The 18265-nt window shown below is 69.1% G+C and carries 17 protein-coding genes; 6 read left to right on the forward strand and 11 right to left on the reverse strand.

Annotation, left to right across the window (positions count from 1 at the left end):
* Positions 1 to 24: 24 nt before the first annotated feature.
* The 8 genes from MKK82_RS26380 to MKK82_RS26415 form a co-directional block, all read right to left on the reverse strand.
* Entirely contained in the window at positions 25 to 573 is a 549-nt protein-coding gene (locus MKK82_RS26380) for a hypothetical protein (protein WP_058191819.1), read from the reverse strand.
* A gap of 4 nt (positions 574 to 577) precedes the next feature.
* A complete protein-coding gene (locus MKK82_RS26385) occupies positions 578 to 3835 on the reverse strand; it encodes an efflux RND transporter permease subunit (RefSeq protein WP_243987296.1) in 3258 nt (1085 codons plus the stop codon).
* Between the two features lie 13 nt (positions 3836 to 3848).
* Positions 3849 to 5216 (reverse strand): efflux RND transporter periplasmic adaptor subunit, encoded by a 1368-nt coding sequence (locus MKK82_RS26390; protein ID WP_058191696.1) that lies wholly within the window; start codon positions 5214 to 5216, stop codon positions 3849 to 3851.
* A gap of 142 nt (positions 5217 to 5358) precedes the next feature.
* Positions 5359 to 5721, reverse strand: coding sequence for a hypothetical protein (locus MKK82_RS26395; RefSeq protein WP_243987297.1), 363 nt, complete (start codon positions 5719 to 5721; stop codon positions 5359 to 5361).
* Positions 5722 to 5786: 65 nt separating this feature from the next.
* Positions 5787 to 6038, reverse strand: coding sequence for a hypothetical protein (locus MKK82_RS26400; RefSeq protein ID WP_058191697.1), 252 nt, complete (start codon positions 6036 to 6038; stop codon positions 5787 to 5789).
* A 280-nt stretch (positions 6039 to 6318) separates the two neighbouring features.
* On the reverse strand, positions 6319 to 7005 hold the full coding sequence (locus MKK82_RS26405) for a hypothetical protein (RefSeq protein WP_058191698.1): 687 nt from the start codon (positions 7003 to 7005) through the stop codon (positions 6319 to 6321).
* A gap of 7 nt (positions 7006 to 7012) precedes the next feature.
* Positions 7013 to 7984 (reverse strand): cation diffusion facilitator family transporter, encoded by a 972-nt coding sequence (locus tag MKK82_RS26410; RefSeq protein ID WP_058191699.1) that lies wholly within the window; start codon positions 7982 to 7984, stop codon positions 7013 to 7015.
* 6 nt (positions 7985 to 7990) lie between these two features.
* On the reverse strand, positions 7991 to 10177 hold the full coding sequence (locus MKK82_RS26415) for a heavy metal translocating P-type ATPase (RefSeq protein WP_243987298.1): 2187 nt from the start codon (positions 10175 to 10177) through the stop codon (positions 7991 to 7993).
* 65 nt (positions 10178 to 10242) lie between these two features.
* On the opposite strand from MKK82_RS26415, the gene MKK82_RS26420 reads away from it, so the two are divergent.
* On the forward strand, positions 10243 to 10662 hold the full coding sequence (locus tag MKK82_RS26420; protein ID WP_058191701.1) for a MerR family transcriptional regulator: 420 nt from the start codon (positions 10243 to 10245) through the stop codon (positions 10660 to 10662).
* Here MKK82_RS26420 and MKK82_RS26425 read toward each other — a convergent pair.
* Positions 10645 to 10854, reverse strand: coding sequence for a hypothetical protein (locus tag MKK82_RS26425; RefSeq protein ID WP_152997471.1), 210 nt, complete (start codon positions 10852 to 10854; stop codon positions 10645 to 10647). The genes MKK82_RS26420 and MKK82_RS26425 overlap by 18 nt on opposite strands.
* Before the next feature lie 78 nt (positions 10855 to 10932).
* On the opposite strand from MKK82_RS26425, the gene MKK82_RS26430 reads away from it, so the two are divergent.
* Complete coding sequence (locus MKK82_RS26430; protein ID WP_243987299.1) at positions 10933 to 11148, forward strand: heavy-metal-associated domain-containing protein; 216 nt, start codon at positions 10933 to 10935, stop codon at positions 11146 to 11148.
* A gap of 96 nt (positions 11149 to 11244) precedes the next feature.
* On the forward strand, positions 11245 to 11382 hold the full coding sequence (locus MKK82_RS26435) for a copper-binding protein (RefSeq protein WP_082643200.1): 138 nt from the start codon (positions 11245 to 11247) through the stop codon (positions 11380 to 11382).
* Between the two features lie 195 nt (positions 11383 to 11577).
* On the opposite strand, the gene MKK82_RS26440 is transcribed toward MKK82_RS26435, so the two are convergent.
* Together MKK82_RS26440 and MKK82_RS26445 are read right to left on the reverse strand one after the other, a co-directional pair.
* Entirely contained in the window at positions 11578 to 14823 is a 3246-nt protein-coding gene (locus tag MKK82_RS26440) for an efflux RND transporter permease subunit (RefSeq protein WP_243987303.1), read from the reverse strand.
* A 3-nt stretch (positions 14824 to 14826) separates the two neighbouring features.
* Complete coding sequence (locus MKK82_RS26445; RefSeq protein WP_243987305.1) at positions 14827 to 15915, reverse strand: efflux RND transporter periplasmic adaptor subunit; 1089 nt, start codon at positions 15913 to 15915, stop codon at positions 14827 to 14829.
* A 408-nt stretch (positions 15916 to 16323) separates the two neighbouring features.
* Between MKK82_RS26445 and MKK82_RS26450 the strand changes: the two genes are divergently transcribed.
* The 3 genes from MKK82_RS26450 (at position 16324) to MKK82_RS26460 (ending at position 18215) form a co-directional block, all read left to right on the forward strand.
* On the forward strand, positions 16324 to 16497 hold the full coding sequence (locus tag MKK82_RS26450) for a hypothetical protein (RefSeq protein WP_160329319.1): 174 nt from the start codon (positions 16324 to 16326) through the stop codon (positions 16495 to 16497).
* 108 nt (positions 16498 to 16605) lie between these two features.
* Positions 16606 to 16872, forward strand: coding sequence for a metal-sensing transcriptional repressor (locus MKK82_RS26455; RefSeq protein ID WP_058191706.1), 267 nt, complete (start codon positions 16606 to 16608; stop codon positions 16870 to 16872).
* An 11-nt stretch (positions 16873 to 16883) separates the two neighbouring features.
* Positions 16884 to 18215 carry an MFS transporter gene (locus MKK82_RS26460; RefSeq protein ID WP_058191707.1) on the forward strand — a complete coding sequence of 444 codons (1332 nt, stop codon included), beginning with the start codon at positions 16884 to 16886 and terminating at the stop codon, positions 18213 to 18215.
* Positions 18216 to 18265: the final 50 nt, after the last annotated feature.

Raw genomic sequence — 18265 nt, forward strand, 5'->3', positions numbered from 1 at the left:
CCCGCACATGACGCTTCGGCACACTCAAGGGACTGTCTCGCCGATCAGGTCCGCCATGTGGGCACCGGCGGGGTGGCCAGTGACAGTGCGGTGGTTCTCCGAGCAGGCCGCGTAATCCGGGCCGGACATGGACATCACCAACGCGCGGGTGCCGTCCGGCGACGTGCGCGTCGCCAGGACAGCCCGGCCCGAGGGCCATACCAGCGACCCCGGGGCGGGGCCCGGCCGTGGCTCGCCGTAACGGCGCACCCCCTCGCGCCGGATGGTCTCCAGGGCGGTGTCGTAAGCCGGTCCATCGAGTGGCCGCCCGAGCCAGACGACCTGCTGCAGGCCCTGCTCCCTGCACACCACCAGGACCACCTCGACGGTGTCGGGTCCCGAGGCGAGCGGACGGTCGTGGAAATAGTACAGACCGGTCAGGTTCGCCTCGCGGTCGACCATCGAAGGCGCGTCGACTCGGTCTACGGTTCCCCAGGCCAATCCGAACGGCGCCTCGCCGGCCGTCGGTTCCACGGCCAAGGCCGCGCCTGTCCACGCCAACATCGCCAGGGCGAGCATGGGGCGGCGAGGCATCGGCTTACTCCGCCGCCTGGGGCAGGACGGGGCGTGCATGGGGACCATCCTTCTCGACGGTGGCCTTCCTCGGGGCGACGGCACCAGCGAAGCGCGCGTAGAGGGCCGGCAGGACAACGAGGGTCAGCAGGGTCGCGCTGATCAATCCGCCGATCACCACGGTGGCGAGCGGCCGCTGGATCTCGGCCCCCGTCTCGGTCGCCAGCGCCATCGGCACGAACCCGAGCGATGCCACGAGGGCCGTCATCGCCACCGGCCGGAGCCGGGTCATCGCACCCTCCAGGATGGCCTCGCGCCGTGGCCGCCCTTCCGCAATGAGCTGCTTGATGTAGGTCAGCATCACGAGGCCGTTGAGCACCGCCACCCCGGACAGGGCGATGAAGCCCACCGCAGCGGGCACCGAGAACGGCATCCCCCGCAGCCACAGGGCGGCGATGCCGCCGGTCAACGCCAGCGGGACCGCGCTGAACACCAGGAGGGCGTCCCGCGCCGAGTTCAGGGCCGAGAACAGCAGCAGGAAGATCAGGAAGAAGCACACCGGGACAACGACCATCAGGCGCTGCCGGGCCGAGGCGAGGTTCTCGAACTGCCCGCCCCAGGTCACGTAGTAGCCCGCCGGTAGCTGGACCCCCGATGCGACTTTGGCCTGCGCCTCGGAAACGAGCGAGCCGATGTCTCGACCGCGCACGTTAGCCGTGACCACGACCCGCCGCCGCCCGTTCTCGCGCGAGATCTGGTTCGGCCCTTCCGTGACCGAGAAGCTCGCGACCTGCTTAAGCAGCACCGAAGCGGCGCGCCCGTTCAGTCCCGCAGGCAGGGGCACCGGGATGTTCTCCAGCGCCTCGCGGTCCTCGCGCACCTTGTCGTTGAGGCGCACGACGATGGGGAAGCGGCGGTCGCCCTCGAACACCATGCCGGCCTCGCGGCCGCCGATGGCCGCGCCGATGACGTCCTGGATCGAGGACGTGCTCAGGCCGAGGCGGGCCGCTTCCGTCTTGTTGATCTTGATCTCCAGGAACGGCAGGCCCGCCGTCTGCTCGACCTTGACGTCGTCGGCACCCTCGGTCCCGCGCAGGATCGCGGCGACCTGGTTGGCGGCCTTGAGCATCGGTTCGAACTCCTCGCCGAACACCTTCACGGCGAGGTCGCCGCGGGTGCCGGCCAACAACTCGTTGAAGCGAAGCTGGATCGGCTGCGAGAACTCGTAGACGTTGCCGGCGAGCCCCCCCAGGGTCTTCTCGATCCGCTCCTGCAGGTCGGCCTTGGACAGGTCCGGTTCGGGCCATTCCTCCTGCGGCTTCAGGATGACGAAGGTGTCGGACGAGCTCGGCGGCATCGGGTCGGAGGCGACCTCGGCGGTGCCGGTCTTCGAGAAGACGTAGGCGACCTGGGGGAATCGGCTGATGGCCTGCTCGACCTTCAGCTGCATCGCCTGCGACTGGGTCAGCGAGGTCGACGGGATGCGCTGGGCGTTCAGCGCGATGCTCTTCTCGTCGAGCTGGGGGATGAACTCCTGCCCCAGCTTTGTGAACAGGAAACCGGCGCCGACGAGCAGGACCAGGGCGACGGCGACGAAGGTCATCGGGACGCGCAGGGCGGCACCGAGGACCGGACGGTAGGCCGCCTTGATCCCGCGGATGATGACGTTGTCCTTCTCCGTGACCTTGCCGGTGATGACGATGGCGATCATCGCCGGCACGAAAGTCAGCGAAAGAACGAAGGCAGAGACGAGGGCGATGATGACGGTGAGCGCCATCGGCTCGAACATCTTGCCCTCGACCCCGGTGAAGGTGAGCAGCGGCACGTAGACGAGGATGATGATGGCCTGCCCGTAGAGGGACGGCTTGATCATCTCCTCGGCCGAGGCGCGCACGGTGACGAGGCGCTCCTCCAGGTCGAGCTTGCGCCCGAGCTCCCCCTGTCTCTCGGCGAGGTGGCGAAGGGCGTTCTCGGTGATGATGACGGCCCCATCGACGATGAGGCCGAAGTCGAGGGCGCCGAGGCTCATCAGGTTGGCGCTGATCCGACCCTGGACCATGCCGGTCATGGTCATCAGCATCGCCACCGGGATCACCAGCGCCGTGACGATGGCGGCGCGGATGTTGCCGAGCAGCAGGAACAGGATGACGATGACGAGGGCGGCGCCCTCGGCCAGGTTCTTGGCCACGGTCCGGATCGTGGCCTCGACCAGCAGGGTCCGGTTGAGGACGGTCTGGACCTCGACGCCGGGCGGGAGCGTGCGGCGGATCTCGGCCATGCGGGCGTCGACGGCCGCCGCCACGGTGCGGCTGTTCTCGCCGATCAGCATCAGGGCGGTGCCGATGACGACCTCGCGCCCGTCCTCGCTGCCCGACCCGGTGCGCAGGTCGCGCCCGATCCGGACCTCGGCGATGTCGGAGATGCGCACCGGCACGCCGCCGCGCGTGGTCACGACCACGGAGCCGATGTCCTCCATGGTCTCCAGGCGGCCGGCGGCGCGCACGACGTAGCCCTCGCCGTTGTCCTCCAGGTAGCGCGCGCCCTGGTTGGCGTTGTTGGCCTCCAGCGCCCGGCCGATGTCGGCGAACGACAGGTCGAGGGCCGTCAGCTTCATCGGGTCCGGCTGGACATGGTACTGCTTGTCGAAGCCGCCGATGCTGTCGACGCCGGCGACGCCCGGCACGGTCTTCACCTGGGGGCGGATGATCCAGTCCTGGACCGTACGCAGGTAGGCGGTGCGTTCGAGCTCGGTCGCGAGCCGCTGGCCCTCCGGGGTCAGGTAGCTCCCGTCACCTTGCCAGCCCGCCTTGCCGTCCGGGGAGACCTTACGATCCTTCGGTTGGGCGTAGTGGATCGACCACATGTAGATCTCGCCGAGGCCCGTCGAGATCGGGCCCATGTGCGGCTCGGCCCCCGGCGGCAGGGTCGACTTGGCCTCGCCGATCCGCTCCGCGACCTGCTGCCGTGCGAAGTAGATGTCGAGCTTTTCGGAGAAGACGGCGGTGACCTGGGAGAACCCGTTGCGCGAAAGCGAGCGGGTGTATTCCAGCCCCTTGATGCCGGCGAGCGCGGTCTCGACCGGGTATGTCACCTGCTTCTCGATATCCACGGGACTGAGGGAAGGCGCCGTGGTGTTGATCTGCACCTGGTTGTTGGTGATGTCCGGCACCGCGTCGATGGGGAGCTTGGTCAGCGAGAAAACTCCGAAGCCGGCCGCTAAGAGCGACAGGAGCACCACGAGCCAGCGCTGGTGGACGGAGAAGTCGAGGATCTTCGAGATCATGGCCGGTCCCCGCTCAATGGTCGTGGTCGGCTTCGGCCTTGCCGAGCTCGGCCTTCAGGACGAAAGAGTTGGCGACAGCAACCTCGTCGCCGGGCTTCAGCCCCGAGAGGATCTCGAAGGCGTCGTCGTCGGCCTTGCCGATGGTCACGTCCCGGCGTTCGAAGCCCTCCGCTGTGCGAACGAACACGACCTTCTCGCCACCGATGGTCTGGATGGCGGACTTCGCCAGCCGGACCCCGACCTTGTCCTGCGCGATCTCGACCTCGGTGGTCACGAAGGTGCCGGGGCGCCAGGCCATGTCCTTGTTCGGCAGGGCGACGATGACCCGGGCCGAGCGCGTCTCGGGGTTGAGGATCGGGCTGACGAAGACGACCTTGCCCTCGCCGCGGGGACCATCGTCGCCTCCGACGATGGTGACCTTGGCGCCCTCGCGGACCTTCGAGAGCTCCGTGGTCGGGATGGCGAGCTCGATCCACACGGAGGACAGGTCGGCGACCGTGTAGACGTCGGCCGGATCGCCCTCCTTGCCCACTGCGGTTCCGACATCGACCTTACGCTCGACCACGCGGCCGGCGAGCGGGGACTTGAGCTCGTAGCGGCGCAGCGACGACAGGTTCGGGGTGGTCTCGTCCTTCTTGGCGGACGTCGCGACCTCGGCCGCGTTCAGCCCCAGGGCCGACAGCTTCTGCCGGGCGAGGTCGACGCGCAGGGTCGCCTCCGAGTATGCGGCCTTGGCGTTCAAAAACGCCGATTCCGCCGAGATCCGCTTGTCCCAGAGCGCCTGCTGCCGGTCGAAGTTCGTCTTCTCCAGGTCGGCCTTGACCGTCGCGGTGAGGAAGTCGCTCTTCGCCTCGGCCACCTCGCGGCTGTCGAGGACGGCCACGACCTCGCCCTTGGCGACCTCCTCGCCGAGGCGCTTTCGCATCTCGGAGACGGTGCCGACGACGCGCACGGGCACCCGTGCGATCCGGTCCGCGTCCTGGGCGATGGTGCCCGGCACCAGCAGGTGGCGCGATAGGGTGCCGCCCTCGACCGTCGCCAGCTTGATGTCCTGCTCGGCGGCCTGCTCGGCGGACATCTTGATCTTGCCCTCGCCCTCCTCGTCGTGGCCGTGCGCCTCGCCCTCGGCGTGCTTGTGGCCGCCCGCTTCCGGCTTAGCCTCACCCACGGCATGCTCATGGCCGGGCTCGCCCTGACCGTGCCCGTCGTCGGCGGCTGCGGTCGTCGGCTTGATCATGGCTGCGTTGGTCGGCGGCGCTGCCCGGGCGTTCGTCAGGCCGGCGGCGGCGAGTGCGCCCTGCACGACCTCGGACACGCGGGGGAAGGCACCGCCGATGGCGATGCCGATGGCCAGGAAGGCCACGGAAAGAAATGCACGCATGGGAAAGGACCGGGTCCGCCGGGGACGTCGCAACGCCGTTCGTGCGGCTTGGGACGGTCCCGTACTGGGGTTTCGCGATGGTGAGGCGGCAGGGTCCTGCGAGGGGCCGGCCGGGACGTGCCACGGACGTGGCGACGTCGCCTCAGGCGCGAGGCGGCCTGGGAAGGCGGTCGGGCGAGACCGATCCGATGGCAGTGGTTACGGTCGCATAGGAGGCGCGCGCGTTCCCGCGGGACGGGAGGGCAGGCGTCACGTCGACGTTCAGGGCTTGGTGGCAGCCGCAGTTGGCGTGGCAGGCCGGGCAGGTATCGGCGTGATCCGTTCGGGCGACATCCGTCGGGGCCGACATGGAGAGTTCGTGACTGACGGACCGATGTGCCTCGGCGGAATGGATCGCGCCGGGGACCACGAGCGCCATGACCAGGACGAGCGAAAGCCCGCGGACGGTGGTCGCCCACCAGCCGCGCATCGTCTCGTAGGCCCTGATCCGGGGTCCCGTGGTCATGGTCGCCTTATGAACCATTCAGGGCCACCCGTATATGCCGGGTGACCCTCGACGAGGACGGAGCCTCAATAATCGTCGTGATGATGATGGTGGTGGTGCTCGCGCTCGCCGTAGAACCGACGCTCCCCATAGAAGGCTCGGTCGCCATAATCCCGTTGCGGACGGTGGATGACGACGTCGTCGTGGTCGCCGTGATGGTAGCGGTCGACATGGGCGCCGCCCCGCCGATCGAAATCGCCGCCGTAGTATTGGGCCGACGCCGCGGCGGGGGCGAGGATCAGGGTTGCGGCGAGTAGGGCTGAAATGTGGGCGCGCATGGCTCGTTCCTCGTGGGATGATGCCGCCAGGATGGCCATGGTGCCTTGAACGGGGCCTGAAACCTACGTTCATCCATCCTGGAGGCTTCCGGTGCTCCCGTGGCCTCGCGAACGAGGATCGCGAGGCCACGGACCGGCCGGTTCAGAGGCGCTCGATCACGGTTTTGCGACGCTCGCCGCCATTGGCCGCCCTTCGATGGCGGCGGTACGTCGGTGCGGTCCACCCAGCCAATCCCCCGACATCGCCACGATGGGATACCCCCGGGACGGAGGAATCCGGTCAGCCGATCATCTCGTCGAGAAGGAGGAGGAGCAGGAAGCCCACGAAGAACATCGCGGTGACCCAGGGCCTGTCTTCCGTCTCGTGTGCCTCGACGAGCAGTTCCTCCGTCACGAGGTACAGGAGCGCGATCAGCCCGAAGGCGAGGAAGCCGCCCTGGACGGCCGCTGGTAGCGCGCCGATGGGCCCGCCGAGGAGCGCCCCGAGGGGCAGGAGGAGGACAAGGGCGGCCGTCAGGCCGACGACCTTCCGCTTCGAGGCGCCGCCCTCGCCGAGCTCGTTGGCCACCGTCAGGCCGAGGAACAGCACCTCGATGGTCAGGGCGACGGTGAGCAGGATGCCGGCCTTGCCCCCGGCCGCGAAGGCGATGCCGAGCACCAGGCCGTCCACCAGGATGTCGATGCCGGTGACCGACATCAGGCCGACCGGCCCTTTCACGCGTTGCTCCAGGGCGCGGACGCCGAGCATCGCCGCAACCCCGAGCCCGCCGCCGATTAGGGTGGCCCAGATCGATCCGGCATGCTTGAGGTCCGGCAGGATCTCGCCCGCCGCCGCGGCGAAGACGACGCCGGCCGCGAAATGCTGGATGGCGCTGACCAGGACCGGGCCTGGCCGCAGGTTGACCGCGACCGCCGCTCCGACGATGGCGGCGACCGCGGGGATGAGCGTATAGACCCAGGCTGGCATCACGCCCTCAGACGACGTGGTCGGGCGCGAGGGCGCAGGCGTTGTCGGCGCTCGTCTCGACCTGCAGGGTGGTGTGGCCGATGCCGAACCGTTCCCTGATCCCGGCGGCTGCGTCCATCAGGAAGGCGTCGTCGGGGCGGCCGCCGGGCATCAGAAGGTGCGCCGTCAGGCAGGTCTCGGTGGTGCTCATCGCCCAGACGTGCAGGTCGTGCAGGGCGGTGACGCCCGGCAGTCCTTTGAGGTGGCTTCGGACGGCGGCCGGATCGATGCCGGGCGGGACGGCGGCGAGGGACAGCGTGAGGCTGTCGCGCAGGAGGCCCCAGGTGCTCCATACGATGACCGCGACGATGGCGATGCTGACGACGGGATCGAGCCAGGTCCACCCGGTATAGAGGATCACGAGGCCGGCGATGACCACGCCCGCCGAGACGGCGGCGTCGGCGGCCATGTGCAGGAAGGCGCCCTTGATGTTGATGTCGCCCTTGGCGCCGGAGGCGAACAGCCAGGCGGTGACGCCGTTCACGAGGATGCCGACCGCGGCCACGATCATCACGGTCTTGCCGGCGACCGGGGCTGGCTCGCCGAAGCGCTGGATCGCCTCCCAGGCGATGGCTCCGACGGCGACCAGTAGGAACACCGCGTTGAAAAGGGCCGCCAGGATCGACGACCCCTTCATCCCATAGGTGTAGCGGGCGCTTGGGGCGCGCTTGGCAAGCACCATGGCGACCCAGGCCACCACGAGGCCGAGCACGTCCGAGAGGTTGTGGCCGGCATCCGCGAGCAGGGCGACCGAGTTCGCGAGGACGCCAAAGGTGGCCTCGACGGCGACGAAGCCTACGTTGAGGGCGATGCCGATGGCGAACGCCTTCCCGAAGCTCGCCGGGGCGTGCGCGTGTCCCGGTCCATGCGCATGCCCGCCATGGTCCCCATGCCCATGGTCAGCGTGGTCTTGGTCGTGGTCGTCGTGATCCTTTGGCATTATCGTTCAGATCCTGGTCCGGAGTAGCCGCAGCGCGTTGGCCGTGACGAGCACGGTCGCGCCGGTGTCTGCGAGGATGGCGGGCCAGAGCCCGGTGATGCCGAGGACGGTCGTGCATAGCAGCACCGCCTTCAGGCCTAGCGCGATCGCCACGTTGGTCCGGATGTTCGCCATCGTCCGCCGCGACAGGACGATCATCCGGCCGACGTCAGCCACCCGTCCGTGCAGGACGGCGGCGTCGGCCGTCTCCAGCGCGACGTCCGCGGCGCCGCCCATGGCGATCCCGACATTGGCAGCGGCCAGGGCGGGCGCATCGTTGATGCCGTCCCCGACCTTCGCCACGACCTTGCCGCTCGCCTGCATCTCGCGGACGATGCCCAGCTTGTCCTGGGGAAGGAGTTCGGCCCGGGGCGTCATACCGAGCGTTTTCGCGATGGCACCGGCGGTCCTGCGGTTGTCCCCCGTCAGCATGACCACGTCGACGCCGAGCGCGCGGAGAGCGGCGATGCCCTCCACGGCGTCGGGCCTCGGCTCGTCCCGCATCGCCACGAGCCCCGCCACGGCGGTGCCAGCGATGAGGACGGAAACCGTCTTGCCCTCGTCGGTCAGGGTCGTGACGCGCGAGGCCTGCTCAAGGGTGAGGTCGACGCGTCCGGCGGCCGCCTGGGCCGATCCGAGGAAGATTTCTATCCCGCCGACCGTCCCGAGAATTCCCGTTCCGGCGAGGGCCTCGGCTGGGCCTGCCGGCGGGACCGGGGCTCCGACCTCCTTTGCCTTGGCCAGGATCGCGCGGGCGAGCGGATGGTTCGAGCCGCTTTCCAGGGCGGCCGCGAGGGACAGCACCTCGCGTTCGGAGCGCTCGAAGGTGACCACGTCCGTGACCCGGGGCTGCCCCAGGGTCAGGGTACCGGTCTTGTCGAAGGCCACCATCGTGACCGTGCCGAGGGTTTCGAGGACGGCGCCGCCCTTGATCAGGAGGCCGCGGCGGGCGCCCGCCGACAGACCCGCCGCGATGGCCGCCGGCGTCGAGATGACCAGGGCGCACGGGCATCCGATGAGGAGGACCGCCAGGCCCTTGTAGATCCATTCGTGCCATGGGCCGCCGTGGAGGAGCGGCGGCACCGTCGCGATCAGCACCGCGACCGCGACGACGGCCGGCGTGTAGTACCGGGAGAAGCGGTCGATGAACCGCTCGGTCGGGGCCTTGGCGTCCTGGGTTTCCTCGACGAGGCGGACGACCCGGGCGATGGTGTTGTCGCGCGCCGCCGCTGTGACCCGCACGCGCAGGACGGACCCGCCGTTGATGGTCCCCGCGAAGACCGGATCGTCCACGGACTTCCGCTTCGGCACGCTCTCGCCGGTCACGGGCGCCTCGTCGACCTCGCCGATCCCCTCCGACACCGTTCCGTCCGCGGGGATGCGGTCGCCCGGGCGCACCATCACCGTCGATCCGATCATCAGCGTCTCCGCCGGGACCTCTTCGACGCGTCCGTCACGCTCGACGAGGGCGGTTCGCGGCACGAGATCGGTCAGGCCGCGGATCGAGGCACGTGCGCGGCTCGCCGCGACGCCTTCGAGGAGTTCGCCGACGAGGAACAGGAACACCACGCTCGCCGCCTCCTCGACGGCGCCGATGAAGACCGCGCCAACGGCCGCGATGGTCATGAGCATCTCGATGGAGAACGGCGTCCCGAGGCGGGCTGCCACGAGGGCCCGCCAGGCGATCGGCACGAGGCCGACCGCCATGGCCGCCAGGAAGGCGTAGGGGGCCATTGCGGGATAGGCCTGGCCGGCAAGGTACGCCGCCGCGAGCGATCCGCCGCACGCCAGGGTGAGGCATCCCCGCGGGCCACGCCACCACGCTGGATCGTCCCCCTTGGATGCGGGTACGTTCGGTTGTTCACCCGTCCCGGAAGCGCCATCGACCGCAGGGTCGGCGACGCCGAAGCCGAGTGAGGTCACGGTGGCGGCCAGCGTCGCCCGCGTGACGCCGGCGCGGTGCCGGATCGTCACCGTGCCGGCGGGGACCGAGACGGCGACGTCCACGATCCCGTCCAGGCGGCGGACGGCGTTCTCGATCTTCGCTGCGCACGAGCCGCAATCCATTCCCGAGACGACCAGCCGGAGCGGCGGGATCGCGGATCGGATGGCGTCGTCTGGTGGGCCGGGGATCGCGACGTCTGGTCTGGCCATCGACGGTCTTCCTTCTGGGTCGACGACGGCTTAATTCCTCCAGCGGCTGGAGGAGCAAGCGATAAATGGAAATTTCCATCGGCGAGCTATCGAAACGCACGGGCGTCCTCGCGACGACGGTGCGCTACTACGAGGATGTCGGCCTGATGCCGGCCCCGCCACGCACCGCCGGGGGGCGTCGAAGCTACGGGCAGGCCCATGTGGCGCGGCTGGCCTTCATCCGCCACGCCCGGCAGCTCGGTTTCGAGGTCGATGCCATCCGCGAGTTGCTCGCGCTTAACGCCCGGCCGGAGCTTCCCTGCGCGGAGGTCGACGTCATCGCCCGGCGGCATCTCGCCGAGGTCGACGGGCGCATCGAACGCCTCACCGCTTTAAGGGCCGAACTCTCGCGCATGGTCGGCGAATGTGGGCACGGACGCGTCGGCGAGTGCCGGGTCATCGAAGTCCTGTCCGACCACGGCGAATGCCTAGGCGACCGTCATTGAGGACCGGTTAGGCACGTCAAGCCGAGCCGAAATGACCGAGTTGCCCGTCGCCACCTCGCCCGGGTCGCCTGGCTCACTACCCTGAGCGGCGAGCTTTCGTGCATGATCGGCGAATGCGGGAATGGAGCGGTCGGAGAATGCCGGGTCATTGGCGCACTCTCCGGCCATCGACGGCGCGGTATCGGTCGGCATCAGCAATCCGAGGGCCCTTGACCTTACCACCATGGGAAGCACCATCTCGGTATGACGTCACCAAACAGGATAGTCGTCATGTTCGAGATCAAGGTTACCAGGATGAACTGCGGCGGCTGCGCCAAGTCGGTGACCCGCGCGATCCACGCCGTGGATGCCGGCGCCACCGTCGCGGTCGACCTCGCCGCCGGCACGGTCGCGATCGCCAGCACCGCCGGTGCCCCGGTCGGACGCTTTGTCGATGCCGTCCGAGCCGCCGGCTACGGGGCCGATACCTTGCCCCTCGCGGCCTAATCGACAGGCATCGGAAACCAACGTCCGGGTCGATAGGACGCGGTGTAGCTGAGGGCGCCCTACGACTCGACCACTGGCTGCAAGTTCAACCTTGACATGGAGGAAATGACGACGGGCTATGCCGTCGCGGACCCCACGCTGCTCAAGAACCTGAAACCGGGAGACTTCGTCGAATTCGATGCCGATCGGGCGAAAGGCCACTACGCCGTCACGACGATACGAAAGGTGCGATGAGGACGGTTTCTTGAGACCCGTCAGACACTGGGGTGGGCCTCGGCGCAAGTCACGTGACTCCACCTCGCCGATAGCGAGCGAAGGTGCTGCGCACGTTCAAGCGTATCGCCTCATAATTCTCGAAGCGAATCGAGCATTCCCGAAAAACTCGGTCCTGTCGTGAGATTGGCGGGCATCGGAAGGGGTGATGCGCATTTACTCGGCCGCCTTGGCGGATCGTCGGTACATGCGTTCGGCCGGTTGCAGGATCAATGGCGCCTTCCCGAACCGCGTGTAGAGCGCCGGCAGGAGGGCGAGGGTGAGCAGGGTCGCGCTGATCAAGCCGCCGATGACCACGGTCGCCAGCGGCTTCTGGACCTCCGCCCCCGTGCCCGTCGCCAGCGCCATCGGCACGAAGCCGAGCGCCGCGACGAGTGCGGTCATCACCACCGGTCGGAGCCGGGTCATCGCCCCCTCGCGAACGGCGGTCGGGACGTCGGCCCCATCGGCGACCAGTTGCTTGACATGGTTGAGGAGCACGAGGCCATTGAGGACCGCCACCCCGGATAGGGCGATGAACCCGACCGCCGCCGAAACCGAAAACGGCATACCCCGCAGCGACAGGGCCGCGACGCCGCCGGTGAGCGCCAACGGCACCGCGCTGAACACGATGGCCGCGTCGCGCGCCGAGCCGAGCGCCCCGAGCAGCAGGATGAAGATCAGGGCGAAGCAGGCCGGCACCACGACCATCAGGCGCTGGCGCGCCGCCGTCAGGTTCTCGAACTGGCCGCCCCAGCGCACCTCGTAGCCCGCCGGCAGCGTCACCTCCTTAGCGATGCGTGCCTGCGCCTCCGCCACGAGAGAGCCGATGTCGCGTCCGCGCACGTTGGCGGTCACCACCACCCGACGGCGTCCGTCCTCGCGGCTGACCTGGTTGGGCCCTTCGGTGAAACTGAACGAGGTGACCTGGCGGAGCGGCACGCTCGCGCCCTCCGCCATCCCGGTCTTGGCCGGCAGCGGCAGCGGCAGGTTCTTCAGTGCCTCGACGTCGCCGCGGATCGCGTCGGAGAGGCGCACTACGATCTTGAAGCGACGGTCGCCCTCGAACACCAAGCCGGCGTCCTTGCCGCCGATGGCCGTGCCGATGACGTCCTGCACGTCGGCGAGGCTCAGGCCCCGCCGGGCGATCTCGCGCCGGTCGATCCTGATGTCCAGGAACGGCAGGCCGACCGCCTCCTCGACCTTCACGTCCGCCGCGCCGTCGAGCCCGCGCAGGATGCCGGCGATCCGGTTGGCGCCCTCGACCATCGGCCCGAACTCCTCCCCGAACACCTTCACCGCAAGGTCGTCGCGGACGCCCGCGACGAGCTCGTTGAAGCGCATCTGGATCGGCTGGGAGAACCCGAGCAGGGCGCCGGGGATCAGCTTCGCCTCCGCCTCAAGCTGGCCGATCATGGCCTCCTTGGTCAGGTCCGGATCGGGCCACGCCGCCTGGGGCTTCATGATGAGGTAGGCGTCACAGGCGTTGGGCGGCATCGGGTCGGCGGCGATGTCCGGGGTGCCGCACCGCGAGAACACGAAGGCGACCTGCGGAAACTTGCTCATCGCCTCCTCGACGCCGAGCTGCATCGATTGCGACTGCGAGATCGAGGTCGACGGGATGCGCCGGGCCTCCATGACGATGTTCTTCTCGTCGAGCGTCGGGGCGAACTCCTGCCCGAGGGTCGTGAACAAGGCGGCCGCGAGTCCGAGAACGACCACCGCCCCCGCGACGAAGGCTATGGGCGCCCGGATCGCACCGTCGAGGAGTGGGCGGTAGGCCGCCTTGATCCCCCGGATGAGGGCGTTTTCGGACTCGCTCACGCGGCCGGTGACGAAGGTCGCGATCATCGCCGGCACGAAGGTCAGCGAGAGAATGAATGCCGCCACGAGGGCGATCAGGACTGTCAGCGCCATCGGCGTGAAGGTCTTGCCCTCGACCCCGGTGAAGGTGAGGAGCGGCACGTAGACGAGGATGATGATCGCCTGCCCGTAGACGGTCGGCTTGATCATCTCCTCGGCCGAGACCCGTACCGTCGTGAGCCTCTCGTCCCGCGTGAGCTTGCGACCGAGCTCGTGCTGGCGCTCGGCGAGGTGGCGCAGGCTGTTCTCGGCGATGATGACCGCGCCGTCGACGATCAGGCCGAAGTCTAGCGCGCCCAGGCTCATAAGGTTGGCGCTGATGCGGCCTGCCAACATACCGGTGGCGGTCAGCATCATCGCCACCGGGATGACCAGCGCCGTGATGATGGCGGCGCGGATGTTGCCGAGCGCCAGGAACAGTACGACGATGACGAGGAGCGCCCCCTCGGCGAGGTTCCTGGCCACCGTCTTGATCGTGGCGTCGACGAGCTCGGTCCGGCTCAGGAGGGTTCGCGCCACGATGCCCGGAGGCAGCAGCTTGTTGATCTCGGTTATCTTGGCATCCGCCGCGGCCGACACCGTGCGGCTGTTGCCGCCTATGAGCATCAGGGCGGTACCGAGCACCACCTCGTGCCCGTTCTCGCTGGCCGAGCCGGTCCGGAGCTCGCGCCCGATGGTGACGTTCGCGACGTCGCGAACCGGGATCGGCACCCCGGCGCGGGTCGCGACCACGATCTCGGCGATCTCGCCCATGTTCTCGATCAGGCCGCCGGCCCGGACGATGTAGCCCTCGCCGTTGCGCTCGACGTAGTTGGCCCCACGAGTGGCGTTGTTGGCCTCGATGGCATCGGCCACGTCCTTGAACGACAGGCCGTAGCCCACGAGCCGCATCGGGTCGGGCTGGACCTGGTACTCCTTGACGTAGCCGCCGATGGCGTCGGCGCCGGCGACCCCGGGCACGCTCTTCATCTGCGGCCGGATGATCCAGTCCTGCACCGTGCGGAGGTAGACCGTGCGACGGAACTCGTCGGTCAGGCGCTCGCCCTCGGGGGTCAGGTAGCTGCCGTCCGTCTGCCAGCCGGGCTTGCCGTCCCGGACGGGCGCCCCTTCGCCCGGCGGGAGGTACTCGACCGCCCACCAGTAGATCTCCCCGAGGCCGGTGGAGATCGGCCCGAGCTTGATCTCGACCCCGGGCGGCAGCGTCCCGCGGACCTCGACGAGGCGCTCGTTGACCTGGGCGCGGGCGAAGTAGACGTCGACCTTGTCGCTGAACACCGCGGTGAGCTGGGCGAAGCCGTTGCGCGAGAACGAGCGCATGGTCTCCAGGCCGGGGGTCCCGGCGAGCGCCCGCTCGATCAGCACCGTGACCTGCTTCTCGATCTCGACCGGCGTCAGCGACGTGGCGACGGCGTTGATCTGGACCTGGTTGTTGGTGACGTCGGGCACGGCGTCGATGGGTAGCCGGGACAGCGACCACGCGCCGAGGGCGGTGGCGATGAGGGTCACCAGGATGACCGCGTAGCGATTGGTGACGGAGAAGGCGAGGATCGGGCGGATCATGGCTCAGTCCTCCGCCGCGGCCTTGCCGAGCTCGGCCTTCAGGATGAAGCTGTTGCCGATGACGATGACGTCGCCGGGCTCCAGCCCCGTGGTGATCTCGACGTGCCCGTCGTCGGAGCGCCCGACTCCGATGGGTCTCGCCTCGAAGCCGCCCTCGACCTTCACGAACACGGTCGGCTTGCCCGCGATGGTCTGGATCGCCTCGGAGGGGACGAGGGTGCGCACCGGCTTGTCCGAGACCGCGATCTCCGCCGATACGAAGGACCCGGGCCGCCACCGCTCCTCGGGGTTGGGCAACTCGGCCACGACCCGGGCGGCGCGGGTGTTCTGGTCGAGGACCGGGCCGATGAAGACGATCCTGCCCTCGGCGCGCTCGCCGGTCGCCTGGGTCCACACGGTGACCGTCTGGCCCTCGCGCGCCAGCGGCAGGTCGCCCGGAGAGACCGCGAGGTCGACCCAGACCTGGGCAAGGTTGACCACACTGTAGAGCTCGGTCTCCAGGTTGTCGCGTCCTACCGCGGCGCCGAGGTCGACCCTGCGTTCGACGATCTTTCCGGCGATGGGGGACCGGATCTCCTGTCGCTCGAACTGCGCCGCCGGCAGGGTCGGCAGGGCCTCGATCTCGGCGGGGCTCAACCCAAGAAAAGTGAGCTTGCGCCGGGCCGAATCGACCTTGACCTTGAGCTCCTCGTAGCTCGCCTGAGAACGAAGGTACTGCTGCTCGGACGAGATGCGCTTGTCCCACAGCGACTGGTCGCGCTCGTACAGGGTCTTCTGCAGGCCGGCGGACAGGCGGGCGGCGAGGTACTCGCTCTTGGTGTCGGCGATCTCGCGGCTGTCGAGCAGGGCGACGACCTCGCCCTTGGCGACCCGGTCGCCGAGGCCCTTGCGCAGCTCAGCCACCGTCCCCTGGGTCTTCACCGCGATGCGGGCGGTGTTGTTGGCGCTCGGGACGATGGTGCCCGGCACGTGGAGGTGGCGGGCGAGCCGACCGCCCTGGACGGCGTCGGTGCGGATGCCGGCCTTGGCGATCTGGTCCTGGGTCAATCGGACGAGGCCCGGCTCCTCGGGCTTCGGTACCGCCGCCGGCATCGATGCAGGGCTGCCGGTGGCAGCGGGAGTGGTTGGGAGAAGCCCGCTTTGCGCAAGGCGTGACCGGAGCGCGTCCGGTGCGCCCGGCCAGACGGTCGCGATCAGGAAGCCGCCGCCGACAGCCCCCAGGACAAGGAGGGTACGTCTGAACATGTCGATGCCATGAGCCAACGCCGCCGGGTGCCGCCGAATGGCAGGCCCGGGGAGCGCAGGTGCGTTGGAGGAAAGGGCCCGACGGTGCCGGGCGGCCCAGCCTCAGCCCCTAGGTGGCTCGAACGGCGCCCTGCCTTCGCCGCTCCTTCGGGCGAGGTGGTGGACGGGCTGGAACCGGACGTCGGTGCCTCTCGCGGACATCGGCATGCCGGATGGGTGGGCAGTCGCCAGGGTCTGCGCGTGGGAATGCGCGTGATGGGCAAGGTCACCCGGACCGGACCCGTCGGGACCATGATCGCCGTCGTGGTCGTCGCCGTGATCGATCCCGTGGAAGGCGTGGACATGGGCGGCCGCGCTATCGCCGCGCGCTTCCGCGACCAACGGCATGACCGAGGTCGCCATCAGCACGATTGCGACGAGCACCGATAGGAACCGCCCGATCCGACCCACCCTCGACGCCACGCCTCCGCCCGATGCAGCCGTACTGGGCCGCAAATCCGTCTTCCCACATCCCACCCGGGGGGATAGGATGTCAACATGCAGCACGCGTCGCACCCCGACATCGTCAAGCGCCTCAAGCGCGCCCACGGCCATCTCGCCGGCGTCATCGCCATGATCGAGGAGGGGCGACCTTGCGTGGACCTCGCCCAGCAGCTCCACGCGGTCGAGAGCGCGATCACAAACGCGAAGCGCGTGCTGATCGAGGACCACATGGAGCATTGCCTGGCGGACGGCGTCGAACACGGGGGCAAGTCCGCCAAGGACGCCCTATCCGAGTTCAAGGCCATGGCGAAGTACCTCTAGGACCCACCGTCATGCTCGCCGTCCTTGCGAACCGGACCTACCGGCATCTCTTCGCCGCCCAGGTCATCGCCCTAATCGGCACAGGCTTGCTCACGGTCGCTCTGGGGCTGCTGGCCTACCGGCTGGCCGGGGACCGGGCCGGAGCGGTTCTCGGCACCGCCCTCGCGATCAAGATGGTCGCCTACGTCGTGGTCGCTCCCGTGGCCGGCGCGTTCACCGGGCAACTTCCCCGCCGTGCCTTCCTGGTGGCTACGGACCTCGTCCGGGCCGCCATCGCGTTGATGCTGCCCTTCGTCGATCAGGTCTGGCAGATCTACGTCCTTATCTTCGTGCTTCAGTCGGCCTCGGCGGCGTTTACCCCGACCTTCCAGGCCACCATCCCGGACATCCTGCCTGACGAGCGCGACTACACCCGGGCGCTGTCGCTCTCGCGCCTCGCCTACGACCTGGAGAACCTGCTCAGCCCGACCCTGGCGGCCCTGCTGCTCACGGTCATCAGCTACAACTGGTTGTTCGGCGGCACCGTCGTGGGCTTCCTGTGCTCGGCGGCGCTGGTCGTCTCGGTGACGTTGCCGGCGGCGACGCGGAGGGAGCGCACCGGTGGGATCTACGACCGCACCACGCGAGGCCTGCGGATCTACCTGGCGACCCCGCGCCTTCGGGGCCTGCTCGCCCTCAACCTCGCGGTCGCCACTGCAGGGGCGATGGTCATCGTCAACACCGTGGTGATCGTCCAGGCCCTGCTCGGACGCCCCCAGAACGACGTCGCCATCGCGCTCGGGCTCTTCGGGGGCGGCTCGATGATCGCGGCCCTGGTGCTGCCGCGGGTGCTCGACCGCTTGTCAGACCGTGGCGTCATGCTGCCGTCCGCGGCCTTCCTTGGCGTCGTCCTCGTCGGGGTCGCGGTGCTGACCTGGGGCGGGTCCATCGACTGGCCGGTGCTGCTCGGGACGTGGCTGGCCCTTGGGATCGGCTACTCAGCCGCCCAGACGCCTACGGGACGCCTGCTGCGTCGCTCGGCGAGCCCCGAGGACCGGCCGGCGGTGTTCGCCGCCCAGTTCGCGCTCTCGCACGCGTCGTGGCTCGTGACCTACCCGCTGGCGGGATGGCTCGGCGCCACCGTCGGGATGCCGACGACCCTGGCGGTCCTCGGCGCGCTGACCGTCGCGGGGGTCGTGGCGGCCGCCTTGCTCTGGCCCGCGTCAGACCCGGATGTCGTCGAACATGCCCACGGGGATCTCGACCCGTCCCATCCCCACGTCCAGGGGATCGGACACGGTCGGCACGAGCATGCCTTCGTCATCGACGACCTGCACCGGCAATGGCCTGCCAGGGCGGGTTGAGACCGGGCTATAATCGGGTGGGGCTTTACCCCGTTCGGCACGGTCGTCCC

This window comes from Methylobacterium sp. E-046 (assembly GCF_022829625.1).
Taxonomy (GTDB): domain Bacteria; phylum Pseudomonadota; class Alphaproteobacteria; order Rhizobiales; family Beijerinckiaceae; genus Methylobacterium; species Methylobacterium longum.